This is a genomic window from Chelatococcus sp. KU-N122 (genome assembly GCF_055391085.1).
The window spans coordinates 1,398,401-1,411,826 of sequence record NZ_AP043981.1; the positions used below are offsets into that span (position 1 = coordinate 1,398,401).

The following is a 13,426-nucleotide window of genomic DNA, read 5'->3' on the forward strand; positions in this document are numbered from 1 at the left end:
CGGGCCGCGGCGCGACAGGGAGAGACGGGTTGAGCATCAACGGCGCGGCCTACATTGCAGGCATCTACGAGCATCCGACACGCCTGGCCCACGACAAGACCGTGGCCCAGCTGCACGCCGAGGTGGCCAAGGGCGCGCTCGAGGACGCCGGCCTGACCCGGGCCGACGTGGACGGCTACTTCTGCGCCGGCGATGCGCCGGGCATGGGGGGCATCTCCATGGCGGAGTACCTGGGCCTGAAGCTGCGCCACATCGATTCGACGGAGACGGGCGGCTCGTCCTACGGCGTGCACGTGTCGCATGCGGCCCAGGCCATCGCCGCCGGCAAGTGCCGCGTCGCCCTGATCACGCTCGCCGGCCGGCCGAAAGCCGAAGGCATGGCGACGGGCACGCGGCCGTTCGCCTTCCCCGCCGTGGTGCCCGACGCCCAGTTCGAGACGCCCTACGGCCCGGTCATCGCCAACATGTACGCCATGTGCGCCATGCGCCACATGCACCAGTTCGGCACCACCTCCGAGCAGCTGGCCTGGATCAAGGTGGCCGCCTCCCACCACGCCCAGCACAATCCGCATGCGCTGCGCCGCGAGGTGGTGACGGTTGAGGACGTGCTGGCCTCGCCCCTGATCGCCGACCCGCTGCACCGGCTCGACTGCTGCGTCATCACCGACGGCGGCGGCGCCATCGTCGTGACCACGCCAGAAATCGCCAAAAGCCTCAAGCGGCCGCTGGTGAAGGTGCGCGGCGCCGGCGAGGCGCCCAAGCACCTGAACGGCGGGCGCGTCGACCTCACCTACACCGGCACCGCGGTGAGCGGCCCCATCGCCTTCGCCGAAGCGGGCGTGGCGCCGGCCGACATCAAGTACGCCTCGATCTACGACAGCTTCACCATCTCGGTGCTGCTGCAGATCGAGGACCTCGGCTTCTGCGAGAAGGGCGAGGGCGGCCGCTTCGTCGCCGACGGCAACCTCATCGCGGGGGTGGGCAAGCTGCCGTTCAACACCGACGGCGGCGGCCTGTGCAGCAACCATCCGGCCAACCGCGGCGGGCTGACCAAGGTGCTGGAGGCGGTGCGCCAGCTGCGCGGCGAAGCCCAGCCCGCCGTGCAGGTGCCCAATTGCGACCTGGCGCTCGCCAACGGCACCGGCGGCTCGCTCGGCACGCGCCACGGCGCCGCCACCGTCATCCTCGAGCGGGAGTAAACCGATGTCCGATCTGCAACGCGCAATTCCGACCCCGGTCGCGAACGTCGAGACCCAGCCGTACTGGGACGCTGCCCGCGAAGGCCGGCTGCTGCTCAAGCGCTGCATCGCCTGCCATCAGCTGCACTTCTACCCGCGCGCGCTCTGCCCGTTCTGCTACGGCGAGACGGCCTGGGAGGAGGCGAGCGGCAACGGCAAGGTCTACAGCTTCAGCATCACCCGCAAGGCGGCGGCGCCCTACGCCATCGCCTTCGTCACTCTGGACGAAGGCCCGACCATGATGAGCAACATCGTCGACTGCCCGCTCGACGAGGTGCGCATCGGCCAGCGCGTGCGCGTCGTCTTCAAGCCGAGCGGTGACGGCCAGCCGGTGCCCATGTTCGCACCGGCCGGGTAAAGTGCGGCCGGAATGGCCCCCGCCTCCGGCGGGCGGCCTATTCCGGTGCTGTCTGCTGGTACAGCTTCTCGCGCTGGGCGTTGCTCAGCGGGTAGAGCGACTGGCACTCCATGAAGTAGTCGCTGCCCGGCGCCCGGTTGCTCGGATCGGCGCAGAGCGTCGCGAGCTGCTGCTGGCGGCTCTGCCCCGACGATTGGCATGCGGCGAGCAGGCCGGCCGCGGCAGCGACGAACAGGATGGGCTTGATCATGGGGGTTTCCTCGGGCGCCTGAGCGCTTCGCGTTCAAAGGGCTTGGGTCTTTGCTCTTGCGCGCCAAGCCGCGACTCGACGCGATCGCGGCCCACCTCAGGCCACAAGTGCGCAGGCCTTGTCGAGCCCTATTCGCTGTCCGATCGGGCACGGGCCGCGCGCGCGTCGACTTTGTCAACACTTTGACCGCTTTTGCACAATTGCCCGATCGGCGGCCTGATAGTGTATGCTCGAGTGCTTCGCGATCGGTCGATCGATCGCCAGGGCGCGGGGCGGGGGCTCCGAAATTCGAAGGGCATGGCGCGTTTCCAACGGACGACCGGGAAACGCCGTCAGGGGAGGCTGGGCGTATGGACGAAGAGGGCATGACCTGGGGCTTCGTGCGGCGATTGCTGGCCGTGGTCGGCTTGGCCATGCTGCCGGTCGCGGCCGCGGCGGCGGATCTGGCGCCGAGTGCCGAGCCGGCCCCTCCCCCCCTTGCGCCGGAATGGCGCTTTCAGCTCACCGGCTACGGTTGGGCCACCTCCATGACCGGCGACGTGGGCGTGAAGCACCTGCCGCCGGCCCACGTCGACGTGCCCTTCTCCAAGATCCTGAAGAATCTCGATGGCGGGCTGATGGGGTCGCTCTGGGCGACGAACGGCACGTGGACGGTGATGACCGACTTGGTCTGGGCCAAGCTCTCCGACAAGACGGTGATCAACGCCGGCGGCGGCACCGGCGTCGAGCTCGGCCTGCGCCAACTCATCGCCAGCGCGCTCGTCGGCTACCGTCTGCCGGTCGGGGTGCCCGATCTCGATCTGAGCCTCACGGCCGGCGTGCGCTATCAGCGGCTCACGGTGACGACGAAGATCCAGCCGGGCTTCGTGCCCCTGTCGATCGACCGAAGCAGCGTCAAGGAGTGGACGGACCCGGTGTTCGGCCTGCTCGCCCACTACCGGATCAACGACCGCTGGTTCGTCAACGCGCTCGCCGACGTCGGCGGCTTCGGCGCCGGCTCGCGGCTCACCGCGCAGGGCTTCGGCTCGGTCGGCTATATGTGGACCGCCAGCCTGTCGACCGCGCTCGGCTACCGCGCCATCTATACCGACTACAAGGACGGCGGCTTCGTCTACAAGGTGACCGAGCACGGCCCGTTCATGAGCATCGCCTATCACTTCTGAGGCGGCGGCGGCCCGAGCCTCCTGACGTGGACCCCGGGCATCATCGGCGGGCGACCGGCTGTCGTAGATTTTTCGTCTACCGGGCGGGCGTTCGCTGAAATCCGTCATCTCTTTTGCGTCGCGTCGCCGGCGAGATGGTTTCCGATGCGGCATCCCGTCCATAGCTAAGCGGGGCGGCGTCGAGGCTGCGAGCCGACCGGCTCGATCGTGGCAGCCTCGCCCGACCCACGATGGCACGGGGACCCGACGATGTACGATCTCTTCTTCTGGCCGACGCCGAACGGCAAGAAAGTCACTATCCTGCTCGAGGAAATCGGGGCGGATTACCGGATCATTCCCTGCAATATCGGCCGCGGCGACCAGTTCACGGCCGACTTCCTGAAGCTGAGCCCCAACCACCGCATGCCGGTGCTGGTCGACCGCGCGCCCGCCGACCAGGGCGCACCGCTGAGCGTCTTCGAATCGGGCGCGATCATGCTGTACGTCGCGGACAAGGCCGGCGCCTTCCTGCCGCAGGACGTGCGGCCGCGGACCGAGGTCACCCAATGGTTGATCTGGCAGATGGCGAACCAGGGGCCGAAGCTGGGCGAATGCGGCCACTTCCGCCGGCTGGGTGACAGCAAGGGCGATCAGTCCTATGCCGTCCGCCGCTTCACCGACGAAGCCAACAGGCTCTACGGCGTGCTCAACAACCGCCTCTACGACCGCCGCTACTTGGCCGGCGACGACTATACCATCGCCGACATGATCTCTTATCCGTGGGCGGTGAATTGGCAGTCCCAGGGCCAGGACATCGAAGAATTCCCCTACTTCAAGCGCTGGCTTGCGGAGGTGGGGGCCCGCCCGGCGGTGCAGCGCGGCATGGCCGTCGGCGCCGATTTCGCCGAGGACCCGGCGACGCTGCCGCAGGAGGAACGCGACCGGCGTGCCGCCCTGCTCTACAACCAGCGGGCGCGCCCTGCCCCGGCCGGCGGGCTGCTGTAGCTGAAGAGCGCGGCTTGAAGCGACGGGCTTGTTCGGACCGCGCAACGCAAGCTGGACCGCCCCCCACCCCTACCCCTCCGCGCCACGGCTTCGCCCATGCAAGTCGGGCCTGCCCGACTTGCACACGAGGACTGGGGATCTCGGGCAGGCCCGAGATCCTTGGGCGGGAGGAGCTCTATTTTGCCAACGTAGAAACTGTGGCCGGGCCATTCTCGACGCCAACAAACAAACGCACCTCCCTCCCCCCACGAAGCGGCGGGGAGGGGTAGGGGTGGGGGGCGGTTCAGCTTGCGATTCGCTTTCAGAACGGAGCTTAGGTCGGGACCGCCGAAGTTGAAATAATATTTTAAAAAGCATATCTTGCCGAGATTCTTATTCCAATGTGTATTTCCCCGTTCGATCTGCATTGAAACTGCCTCCCTCGCGACTAACATCAACTGGAAACGACAGCCGAGTGGTCGGGATGTGAGCTGAGACGCAGAAGCCGCAGCTTGGCGCCCGGATCGGGGCCGACGCGGCGCAGGAGGAGCACATGTACATCGACGGAGTGGGTTCCGGGCATGCACGCTCGGTCACGGCCGAGCTGAACTACATCCGCCCGACCGGCGAAAAGCCGCGCAACTACACCTACCAGCCGCCGGGCGGCCAGCCCGAGCCCAACTACGGCATCGACGCGCACGTGGTCGAGATCCACGACCTGCGTGGGCGGGACGTGGAGCCCACGCTCGACCGCGAGGGCTTCGCCGTGCTGCGGCACGCCAGCGCCGAGCACGAATTCACCGAAGCCAGCGTGACGGCCGGCCCGTACTACGCCGAGAGCGAGGCGCTGCTGCGAGCGGCCACCGGCGCCGACCGCGTCTTCATCTTCGACCACACCATACGCCGGCACATCCCCGGCAGCCCGGATCGGCCGGCCGCGGGACCGCGCCAGCCGGTCACGCGCGTGCACGTGGACCAGACGGCCAAGTCGGGCGCCGCACGCGTGTTCCTGCACCTGGGCGAGGACGCGGACGCGCTCTCACGCGGCCGCGTGCAGATCGTCAACCTGTGGCGGCCCATCCGCGGCCCGGTGCTCGACCGGCCGCTCGCGGTCGCCGACGCGCGCACCGTCGCACCGGACGACCTCGTGCCGACGGACCTGATCTATCCCGACCGTGTCGGCGAAACCTATTCGGTGAAGTTCAACCCGAACCAGTCCTGGTTCTACCTCTCGGCCATGCAACCGGACGAAGTCCTGCTGCTGAAATGCTATGACAGCGCCGTCGACGGGCGCGCCCGCTTCGCCCCGCACACGGCGTTCATCGCCCCGGACATCCCGGCCGACGCCAAGCCGCGGGAGAGCATCGAGATCCGGGCGCTGGTGTTCGGCGGGTAGCGTCGGCACCGCCGGAGCCGCGAGGCTCTCCTCTCCCCGCTTGCGGGGGGATGGCAGGGTGAAGGAGCTTGCGGCGCGCCGTGACCGGCCTTGAGCCTTCTCCAGCGGCCCCCTCACCTGCCTTGCGCTGGCGCGCAAGGCGACCTCTCCCCACAAGTGGGGCGAGGAGCCCGACCGCCGCTGCCACAGATCTGTGAATCCGATAGCCGCAGGCAGGGCGAGGTGTATGGTCGGACCGCAAGCCGCCCGCTGACGGAAGACCGGCGCGCTCCCTAAAGAATGTCCGTGCTGACGGTGCGCGGGCTGGCGGCACCGGTGGTGCCGGCGTGGAATACCTTGCGGGTCTCCACCGTATGGCGGGCATGGCTCAGCCCGACGGAAAAGGCCGAGAAGGCCTCTGCCGAGATAGCGCCGTCCGCTTGCCGGTTGAGAAACCAGGCCGCCAGCGCGTTCAGCTCATGCTCGATGCCGACGAGCTCCTGCGGGTCCGCCGTCGTCGCGCGCTCGGCGAGCTGGATCATCATGCGCGTGCGGTCGAGCTCCTCGTCCGACCGTCGCGCCCGCATGCGCGCCGATATGATGGCATAGCCCGACCCGAGGACGCTGAGCAGCATGCCGCCGAGATAGAAATACTGCTGGAATTCGTCGAGGAAGCTCTGCTCGCCGCTGGACAGGTAGGCGCTGACCCCCGGGTGAACCGGCAGGATCGCGTAGGTGGCGTCGGTGTCCGGCGCCTCGATCTGCGCCGCCGCCGGGGTCAGCGCCATGGCCTTGGCCTTGGTGCTGAAGACGGCGCGGGCCACCGCCCCGGCGACGATGTTCAGCATCGTGTTGGTCACGACGAAGCGATAGGACACCGCAACCGTGGTGGCGCTGTCGCTCGGCACCGCCGGGTTCGCCTTGAAGGCGCCTTGGGGGATATCGAGCGACTCGAATGCAGGAAACCGCTGGACGACAGCGTCGGTATCATCGTCGGTGGTGAGCAGGGTCGGAGTCCCCCGCGTCGCTTTCGCCACAGCCGTCGTCACCGCAGCAATCTCGCCGGGGCCGACAGGACCGACCGCCAAGACGGCGTGGGCGTAGCGCCGGTGCACGTGCTGCCCAATCTCTTCCATCGGCAGGATGAGCCGTTTCACCGATGCGGTCGGCACATTGTAATAGTTGAGGATCAGGTCGAGGATCGCCGAGTTGTAGGTGGCCAGCGGCCCGTTGGGGATCACCACCGACTTGTTCGCGAGGTCGGGCCAGTTGGAAATGCTCGATCCGGGCGGCAGCACGAGGACGACCGCATCGCGGCGCAGAAAGGCGACGGTCTGGCCATTGATCGGCGCCACGTCGGTCCGCACGATGGCGATGTCGACCGTATGCGCATCGATGGCCTTGGCCGACGTGCCGAGGTCGCGCATATCGACCGGATCGAGCCGGATGAAGGGATACTGCGCCTGGATGACGGTGCGCAGCGCCGTGACGAGCTGCTGCGCCGCCGTGCCCTGCGGCCCGGTCGTGATCGTCAGCGCCGCCCGCGGCGACCAGACATAGACGCCGACGATGAGCGCGGCGACAGCTGCCAGCGCGAGCCCGGCGATGTACCAGCGGCGATGGGAACGAGCAGGCATCGGGTCGAACCGGCTCCAATACCTAACCAGTTTCCCCTACCTAAACGAATGGCGGCCTCGACTGCAACGTGCCCGTTGGCATTCGTCGCTCGCGGCATCCCGGACGACACCAAGGCCCGCCGTGGCGCAGCGGCGGCGGCGGAAATAGCTTACGCTCCAGCCCCCTCACCGGTCGCCGCGCTCGCGGCGGCCGCGAAAGTCAGCCGACGACGGCGACGGCCTCGATCTCGACGAGCCATTCCGGCAGCGCCAGCGCGCTGACTCCCACGAGGGTGCTCGCCGGCGGCGTCCGATCGGCGAAGAAGGGCGCCCGCGCCCTGCCGATGACGACGCGCTGCTCGGGCTTGTAGTTCACGACGTAGGTGGTGATCTTCACGATGTCGGCATAGCTCGCGCCGGCCGCGGCCAGGGCCAGGCCGACGTTGCGCATCGCCTGTGCCGTCTGCGCCGCGAGGTCGCCGCCGCCGACCAGCGCGCCGCCCTCGTCGATGGACACCTGGCCGGCCGTATAGATCGTGCGCGTCCCCGTGGCGACGACCACCTGCGAGAACGCCGGGTTCGGCAGCAGTCCGGCGGGACGGGGATAGTCGAGTGCGCTCATATCTCGGGCTCCTCCGGCGTCGCTTATGGTGCGAGCGCGACTTTGCGCGCATTGCGGCTATGGGACACTATGCGCTCGGTGCCGTGCTGCAAGAGGCGGCCTTCACCGGGGCCCCTGTTCCGGACCAGCGTGACCCGGAACACGATCGAGACAATAGCCGTGACGAGGATCGCCCTGGCGGACGTCTACCGCGACTACATCGCCTGCCTGAACGGGCAGAACTGGCCGAACCTCGGACGCTTCGTTCATGACGACGTGATCCATAACGGTCGGCGGCTTGGGTTGTCGGGCTATCTCGCGATGCTGGAGAGGGACTTCGATGACATTCCCGATCTCTGGTTCAACGTTCGCCTGCTGATCTCGGACCCGCCTTTCGTCGCCAGCCGGATCGACTTCGACTGCACCCCGAAGGGGGAATTCCTGGGCCTCGCCGTGAACGGCAGGCGGGTCTCGTTCTCGGAAAATGTCTTCTATGAATTTCGCGCGGACAAGATCGCCCACGTCTGGTCCGTGATAGACAAATCCGCCGTCGAGGCTCAGATCTAAAGCGGCGTCGGTGGCCGCTGCAGCAGGTTCACGCACGCGGCGAGGCCGAGCAGAACCGGCGATACCCAGAAGCCGGCAGCGATGCTTCCGGTGGCGTCGGTGATCGCGCCCGCCAGGATGGGGCTGACGGTCTGCCCGAACGCGAATCCGACGGTCAGGAGCGAGATGGCCGCCGTCCAGGACGACACCGGCAGTTGGCGCTGCGCGACGATGGTGATCGATGTCGGGCCCGCCAGGAAGCTGCCGCCGAAGAGGACCGCCGACACGAACATCGCGGCCGCCCCTGGATGGATGAGAACAGGCAGGGCGCCCAGCATGGCCGTCGCGAAGACCAGGGCCGGCCCGCGGCCGCCGCGAAAAGCGCCGAGAACGCGTCCCCACAGCAGAGTCGATACGGCCGACACGAACCCGAGAACGAACCAGAACCAGATCACCTGTTCGCTGCTGCCGCCTTGCTTCTGCAACAGGGCGATGATGAACGTCATATAGCCGACGTAGCCGGCACCGAAGAGGCCGTAGCCGACGAAGGTGGGCGCCAGCTGACGGAGTTCGCGAATCTTCAGCACGGCCATGCTGCCGCCCACGGACTCCGGCACGTTGCGCGCCGCCCGCCAGGCCAGCGGCAGCGCTGCGGCGCTCATGAGGCCGAGCACGATCCAGCCGTCCGGCCATCGCTGCACGCCACGCTGCAGAATGATCGGGATCACCGCGCCGGCCAGGAGGAGGCCGATACTGACGCCCGCGACATACAGGCCGACGAGCGTGCCGCGCCGGCGCGGATTCTGCGTGGGGCAGATGGCGGCGGCCAGTGCGGCGCCCAGGATGAAGGTGAGCGCCGTCGACATGCCGCCGACGGTCCGCAGAGCGACGAGGACGGAGAAGCTGGCGGTCGCCGCCGTCAGCAGCAGGACCGCGACGCTCACCAGGAAGCCCGCGAGAAAGGCGCGTGCGGTACCCCACCGGTTGGCCGTCCATGCCGCGACGAGCGCGCCGACGATGTAGCCCGCGCCGTTCGCCGTGTTGAGGGCGCCGGCTTCGACGTAGGTCCATCCCAGGTCCGCGCGCATCGGCGGGAGCAGCAGGCCGTACGCGAAGCGAGAAAAGCCCAGGGCGACGGCGGCACCGGTCGACAGCCCGAAGGCCGTCATGACCTCCCGCCGACGATCGCTCCCGTGGTCGTCGGCCTTCGGGATGACGTTGATCGTCATTGCAGGCCCCCCGTCACGCTCGTCCGAAAGCAGCCGGCAGGGCACACGCCGTGGCGGCTCCCGGGCCGATGCTTCACCCCGTCGACGACAGGAGCTATCCAGCCCAGTTAGTTTTTGACACTATGTTTAAAACCATGTTCTTGACGCAATGTCAAATATGTTTCTGGGTGCGTCGAGACGCGAAATAGGACCTATGGCGTGCGGAGGAGCGAGACGTGAGGCCGCGAGAGTTTGACCACGACGAGGTCTTGCGCATTGCATTCGACCAATTCTGGCGCAAAGGGGTGCGTGGAACCTCGCTCTCCGACATCGCGCGCGAGGCGGGCGTTCAGCGCGGCAGTCTGTACAATGCCTTTGGCAGCAAGGAAGCGCTGTTTCTCTGCGCCTACGAGCGCTATGCCAGCGCTTATCTGAGCCTTGTGCAGAAGGCGCTCGGCTCGGGCACGCTGCGCGAGCGCCTCACGGCGTTTTTCGAGGTCGTGATCGACAACTTCCGCTCCGGCTCGCCGCCCCGCGGATGCCCGACCACGCGGGGGCTGATGGAGCTGGCCTCGGTCGAGGGCGAGGGGCTGGATGAGAACGCGCGGCAGGCTTTTGCGGATTTGATCGCTCGCATCACCGGGCTGATCCAGCAGGCCCTGTCCGAGGGCGCCGAGCGAGGCGAGTTCGGCGGAGCCCCCGAGATCGCCGCACTGCACCTTACTACCGTTACGCGTGGATTGGCGGTGCTGGAGCGCGCCTTCGGTGATGAGGCGCAGCTTCGCGGGATTGCCGCACACGCGGTCGATCTTGTCCTCGGTGGGAAAGCCCGCCAGAGCGCTTTGCGATTGGGCGGAACCACCCAATCGCAAGCGAAGCGCTCCAGAATCAAAAGGTGATGAGCGTTTCTCTGCCATTGGATGGTCCCATCCAATGGCGAAATACCCTAATCGGCTACCCCGAGCAGCGCCAGGATCTCGCGCCGGGTCTGCACCAGGGCGGGGTCGTCGCGGTGGCGCGGATAGGGCTGGTCGAAGCGGATGTCCGCCTTGATGCGAGCCGGCCGCTCGCTAAAGACGATGACGCGGCCGGCCATGATCAGCGCCTCCTCCACGTCGTGCGTCACCAGCAGGGCGGTGAAGCGGGCCTCCTGCCAGAGCTGCACCAGCTCTGCCTGCATGGCGAGGCGGGTGAGCGAGTCGAGCTTGCCCAGCGGCTCGTCGAGGATCAGCAGGCTCGGCTCGTTGACGAGCGCCCGGGCCAGGGCCACGCGCTGCGCCATGCCGCCGGACAACTGGTGCGGATAGGCGTTCTCGAAGCCGGTCAGGCCGACCAGCTCGAGCGCCTCGCCGATGCGGGCGGCCTGGGTCTTGAGCAGCCCCTGCGCCTCCAGGCCGAGCGCGACGTTGGCCTTCACCGTGCGCCAGGGAAACAGGGTCGGATCCTGGAACACCACGACGCGGGAGGGATGCGGCCCGGCGATCGGGCGGCCGTCGGTGGCAAGGCTGCCCGCCGTCGGCGGCTCCAGGCCGGCCACCAGCCGCAGCAGGGTGGACTTGCCGCAGCCGCTGGGGCCGAGCAGCGCCACGAACTCGCCCGGCTCCACCGTGAAGCTCACATCGTCGAGCACCGGCAGCGGCGCGCCTTCGAGCGCAAAGGCGTGGCTGACGTGACGCACCTCCAGGGTGCTGCCGACGGTCGCGTCGGCGGCGACGGCACGGGCTGGGGCTACCATTGCACCAGCCCCCGCTGCCAGGAGAGCAACCGGTCGCGCAACTTGAACAGCAGCGTGATCAGGCCGGAGCAGGCCAGCGCCATCACCGCCAGCGCCGCATACATGTTGGCGTAGGAGGCCCAGCCCTGCGCCCATTGCAGGTACCAGCCCAGCCCGGCCTTGACGCCCAGCATCTCGGCGACGACCAGGACGGCGAAGGAGCCGCCGAGCCCCATGAACAGGCCGACGAAGACGTGCGGCATGGCCGCCGGGATCGCCACCTTGAGGATCAGGAAGCGCTCGCTGGCGCCGAGCGTGCGGGCGACGTCGTAATAGGCCTTGCTGACGCCGGCGATGCCCGACCACGTCAGCACGGTGACGGGAAAGCCGGTGGCCAGCGCGATCAGGAAGGTGCTGGCGCTCCAGCTCGACGGGAACAGGAAGAAGGCCAGCGGCAGCCAGGCGGTGGCCGGCAGCGGCCCGACGAAGCGCAGCAGCGGGTGCACCCAATAGCCGACGGCGCGCGACCAGCCGATGGCGACGCCGGTGATGAAGCCGACCGCGGCGCCGACGAGATAGCCGCCGCCCAGCAGCAGGAACGACCGCCAGAGGCTTTCGCCCAGGCGCCGCCAGTCGTCGAGGAACACCTCGAGGATGGCCTGGGGCGGCGGGAAGAACGGCATCGGCAGCAGCGCGAACTTGGCCGTCACCGCCTCCCAGACGCCGAACCAGACGGCGAGCACCAGGAGCCATCGCGACGCCCCCTTGAGCCGCGCCGCGATCGTGCTCGACCAGCCGGCGCCGACGCTCAGCACGGCGAGCAGAAGGCCGAAGCCGATGGCTGCGATGCCGAACTCGGGCGTGCGGGCGAAGTCGCCCTCCTCCGGCCAGCGGATGGTGAACACGCCGACGGCGATCCAGCCGAGCCCGGCGATCAGGGCCAAGGTATCGAGGCGCCACGGCCGCGGGGGCGCCGCCAGCGCCAGACTATTGGTGTGATCGCCTCCGACCGCACTCATGCAACGTCCTTTCTCTTGATGGCGCTGCCACCGTGCCACCGTCATGGCCGGGCTTGACCCGGCCATCCATCAACTCAACAAAACGTCCAGCCGTGGTCGCCTATACGTGGTCTTTACTTAGCGGATGGATGGCCGGGTCAAGCCCGGCCATGACGCGGGAGCGTTGGCGAGGCAGCCGGCCGCCAAGGCGCTCGCGGAACAGGCGCTCCCCACACGCCCGGCCACGACCCCGGAGCTGCGAAGGCCTCAGGTCAGCACGTCGGCGTAGACGCGGTCGGCGAACTTGGCCGTGTCGGTGCTGGGCTTGAACACGTTCACGCTCTTGAGCTCGTCGGCGTAGGCCGCGATCTGCCCCTTGAGGTCGCCGCCGAGCGGATGATCGTGGTGCGTGTGGCTCTTCAGCATCGCCGCCAGGTCTTCGGGCGAGCCCTTCATGCCGTATTTGGCGTAGATCTTGACCGCCTCGTCCGGCTTCTCGGCGACGAAATTGCCGGCTTCCAGGAACGCCCGGGTAAGCGCCGCCGCGGCGGGCTTGTTGCTGCGCAGCAGGCTGCCGCGGACGCCGATGATGCAGCAGGTGCGCTGCGCATATTCGCCCGACAGGTTGTTGGCGATCTCGACCAGCGCCGGGTCCTTGCGCCAGAGGAAGGCGAGCGGATCGCCGGCGGTCAGCGCCTGCGCCTCGCCTTTCTGCACCGCCAGCGCCAGGAGATCGAGCGGATACTGGCGCCACTCCACGTCCTTGGTCGGGTCGATGCCGTTCTTGGCCAGCACGATGGAGAAGAAGTTCTTGTCGGGGCTGGCCTGGTCGCTCACCGCGATGACCTTGCCCTTGAGCGACTGGAGCGTCGTCGTCCCCGCCTGCTGCGAGCCGATCAGCCGCATGCAGCCGCCGTGGATGCCGGCGGTGATCTTGACGTCGAAGCCCTGCTCGAGCGGCTTCAGCCAGCGCAGCGCCATGCCGAGCCCGGCGTCGGCCTTGCCCGTGGCGATCGACTCCAGCAGCTGCTCGGTGGAGCTGCCGAAGGAGACGAAGCTGACATCGAGGTTGTTCTTCTCGAAGAAGCCGGCCTCCTTGGCCACCGGCGCCGCCGCCGTGCAGATCGCCGTCGGGTTCCAGGCCACCGTCAGCGCCGTGCGCTGCGCCGGCCCCTCCACCGCGGCGAGCTTGAGCGAGCTGTCGCAGATGGGGAAATCGAGCGGCGGCCGGCCACCGGGCAGCGCGAGGGCGCCGATCGCCCCCAACGGCACTGCCGCCGCGGCGCCAGCCCCTAGGGCCAGCAGATTGCGGCGGCTGACGAGCGCCTCCGACGGGTTGCGGGAATGCGGGTCGGCGCTGGACATAATGGAGGCTCCTGCGGACAAGACAAGGCAT

General features: G+C 68.3%; 14 protein-coding genes. 7 read left to right on the plus strand and 7 right to left on the minus strand.

From position 1 onward, the window contains the following. The first annotated feature begins 29 nt into the window (after window positions 1-29). Both ACZ5PO_RS06230 and ACZ5PO_RS06235 read left to right on the plus strand, forming a co-directional pair. Window positions 30-1,199 (plus strand): thiolase domain-containing protein, encoded by a 1,170-nt coding sequence (locus ACZ5PO_RS06230; protein WP_464191368.1) that lies wholly within the window; start codon window positions 30-32, stop codon window positions 1,197-1,199. Between the two features lie 4 nt (window positions 1,200-1,203). Next, window positions 1,204-1,596: a Zn-ribbon domain-containing OB-fold protein gene (locus tag ACZ5PO_RS06235; RefSeq protein ID WP_464191370.1), complete on the plus strand. Its 393-nt coding sequence runs from the start codon at window positions 1,204-1,206 to the stop codon at window positions 1,594-1,596. A 37-nt stretch (window positions 1,597-1,633) separates the two neighbouring features. Here ACZ5PO_RS06235 and ACZ5PO_RS06240 read toward each other — a convergent pair whose 3' ends face one another. Further along, window positions 1,634-1,846 (minus strand): hypothetical protein, encoded by a 213-nt coding sequence (locus ACZ5PO_RS06240; protein WP_464191372.1) that lies wholly within the window; start codon window positions 1,844-1,846, stop codon window positions 1,634-1,636. Window positions 1,847-2,196: 350 nt separating this feature from the next. On the opposite strand from ACZ5PO_RS06240, the gene ACZ5PO_RS06245 reads away from it, so the two are divergent. The 3 genes from ACZ5PO_RS06245 to ACZ5PO_RS06255 all read left to right on the plus strand — a co-directional run bounded on the left by ACZ5PO_RS06245 (window position 2,197) and on the right by ACZ5PO_RS06255 (window position 5,368). Beyond that, window positions 2,197-3,009 (plus strand): hypothetical protein, encoded by an 813-nt coding sequence (locus tag ACZ5PO_RS06245; RefSeq protein WP_464191374.1) that lies wholly within the window; start codon window positions 2,197-2,199, stop codon window positions 3,007-3,009. Between the two features lie 249 nt (window positions 3,010-3,258). Further along, complete coding sequence (locus ACZ5PO_RS06250) at window positions 3,259-3,993, plus strand: glutathione binding-like protein (RefSeq protein ID WP_464191376.1); 735 nt, start codon at window positions 3,259-3,261, stop codon at window positions 3,991-3,993. A gap of 532 nt (window positions 3,994-4,525) precedes the next feature. Then, on the plus strand, window positions 4,526-5,368 hold the full coding sequence (locus ACZ5PO_RS06255) for a CmcJ/NvfI family oxidoreductase (RefSeq protein WP_464191378.1): 843 nt from the start codon (window positions 4,526-4,528) through the stop codon (window positions 5,366-5,368). Window positions 5,369-5,640: 272 nt separating this feature from the next. Here ACZ5PO_RS06255 and ACZ5PO_RS06260 read toward each other — a convergent pair whose 3' ends face one another. Both ACZ5PO_RS06260 and ACZ5PO_RS06265 read right to left on the minus strand, forming a co-directional pair. Then, window positions 5,641-6,984 (minus strand): TAXI family TRAP transporter solute-binding subunit, encoded by a 1,344-nt coding sequence (locus ACZ5PO_RS06260; RefSeq protein ID WP_464191380.1) that lies wholly within the window; start codon window positions 6,982-6,984, stop codon window positions 5,641-5,643. 199 nt (window positions 6,985-7,183) lie between these two features. After that, the gene (locus ACZ5PO_RS06265; RefSeq protein ID WP_464191382.1) at window positions 7,184-7,585 is read right to left on the minus strand and encodes a RidA family protein; all 402 of its coding nucleotides are present in this window, start codon (window positions 7,583-7,585) and stop codon (window positions 7,184-7,186) included. A 159-nt stretch (window positions 7,586-7,744) separates the two neighbouring features. Here ACZ5PO_RS06265 and ACZ5PO_RS06270 point away from each other — a divergent pair, with 159 nt between their 5' ends. Next, window positions 7,745-8,131, plus strand: coding sequence for an ester cyclase (locus tag ACZ5PO_RS06270; protein ID WP_464191384.1), 387 nt, complete (start codon window positions 7,745-7,747; stop codon window positions 8,129-8,131). On the opposite strand, the gene ACZ5PO_RS06275 is transcribed toward ACZ5PO_RS06270, so the two are convergent. Further along, window positions 8,128-9,339, minus strand: coding sequence for a YbfB/YjiJ family MFS transporter (locus ACZ5PO_RS06275; RefSeq protein ID WP_464191386.1), 1,212 nt, complete (start codon window positions 9,337-9,339; stop codon window positions 8,128-8,130). The genes ACZ5PO_RS06270 and ACZ5PO_RS06275 overlap by 4 nt on opposite strands. Before the next feature lie 215 nt (window positions 9,340-9,554). Here ACZ5PO_RS06275 and ACZ5PO_RS06280 point away from each other — a divergent pair, with 215 nt between their 5' ends. Then, window positions 9,555-10,217, plus strand: a complete 663-nt coding sequence (locus ACZ5PO_RS06280; protein WP_464191388.1) for a TetR/AcrR family transcriptional regulator — start codon at window positions 9,555-9,557, stop codon at window positions 10,215-10,217. Window positions 10,218-10,264: 47 nt separating this feature from the next. On the opposite strand, the gene ACZ5PO_RS06285 is transcribed toward ACZ5PO_RS06280, so the two are convergent. The 3 genes from ACZ5PO_RS06285 to ACZ5PO_RS06295 all read right to left on the minus strand — a co-directional run bounded on the left by ACZ5PO_RS06285 (window position 10,265) and on the right by ACZ5PO_RS06295 (window position 13,395). Then, the gene (locus ACZ5PO_RS06285) at window positions 10,265-11,053 is read right to left on the minus strand and encodes an ABC transporter ATP-binding protein (RefSeq protein WP_464191391.1); all 789 of its coding nucleotides are present in this window, start codon (window positions 11,051-11,053) and stop codon (window positions 10,265-10,267) included. Further along, a complete protein-coding gene (locus ACZ5PO_RS06290; protein WP_464191393.1) occupies window positions 11,047-12,051 on the minus strand; it encodes an ABC transporter permease in 1,005 nt (334 codons plus the stop codon). The genes ACZ5PO_RS06285 and ACZ5PO_RS06290 overlap by 7 nt, the downstream gene beginning before the upstream one ends. 246 nt (window positions 12,052-12,297) lie before the next feature. Next, window positions 12,298-13,395 carry an ABC transporter substrate-binding protein gene (locus tag ACZ5PO_RS06295; protein WP_464191395.1) on the minus strand — a complete coding sequence of 366 codons (1,098 nt, stop codon included), beginning with the start codon at window positions 13,393-13,395 and terminating at the stop codon, window positions 12,298-12,300. Window positions 13,396-13,426: the final 31 nt, after the last annotated feature.

Bases quoted from the DNA above. Each gene is read 5' to 3' on its own strand.
- ACZ5PO_RS06240 (WP_464191372.1), bottom strand. From the start codon at position 1,846: ATGATCAAGCCCATCCTGTTCGTCGCTGCCGCGGCCGGCCTGCTCGCC.
- ACZ5PO_RS06255 (WP_464191378.1), top strand. From the start codon at position 4,526: ATGTACATCGACGGAGTGGGTTCCGGGCATGCACGCTCGGTCACGGCC.
- ACZ5PO_RS06295 (WP_464191395.1), bottom strand. From the start codon at position 13,395: ATGTCCAGCGCCGACCCGCATTCCCGCAACCCGTCGGAGGCGCTCGTC.
- ACZ5PO_RS06285 (WP_464191391.1), bottom strand. From the start codon at position 11,053: ATGGTAGCCCCAGCCCGTGCCGTCGCCGCCGACGCGACCGTCGGCAGC.
- ACZ5PO_RS06260 (WP_464191380.1), bottom strand. From the start codon at position 6,984: ATGCCTGCTCGTTCCCATCGCCGCTGGTACATCGCCGGGCTCGCGCTG.
- ACZ5PO_RS06245 (WP_464191374.1), top strand. From the start codon at position 2,197: ATGGACGAAGAGGGCATGACCTGGGGCTTCGTGCGGCGATTGCTGGCC.
- ACZ5PO_RS06250 (WP_464191376.1), top strand. From the start codon at position 3,259: ATGTACGATCTCTTCTTCTGGCCGACGCCGAACGGCAAGAAAGTCACT.
- ACZ5PO_RS06290 (WP_464191393.1), bottom strand. From the start codon at position 12,051: ATGAGTGCGGTCGGAGGCGATCACACCAATAGTCTGGCGCTGGCGGCG.
- ACZ5PO_RS06235 (WP_464191370.1), top strand. From the start codon at position 1,204: ATGTCCGATCTGCAACGCGCAATTCCGACCCCGGTCGCGAACGTCGAG.
- ACZ5PO_RS06275 (WP_464191386.1), bottom strand. From the start codon at position 9,339: ATGACGATCAACGTCATCCCGAAGGCCGACGACCACGGGAGCGATCGT.
- ACZ5PO_RS06265 (WP_464191382.1), bottom strand. From the start codon at position 7,585: ATGAGCGCACTCGACTATCCCCGTCCCGCCGGACTGCTGCCGAACCCG.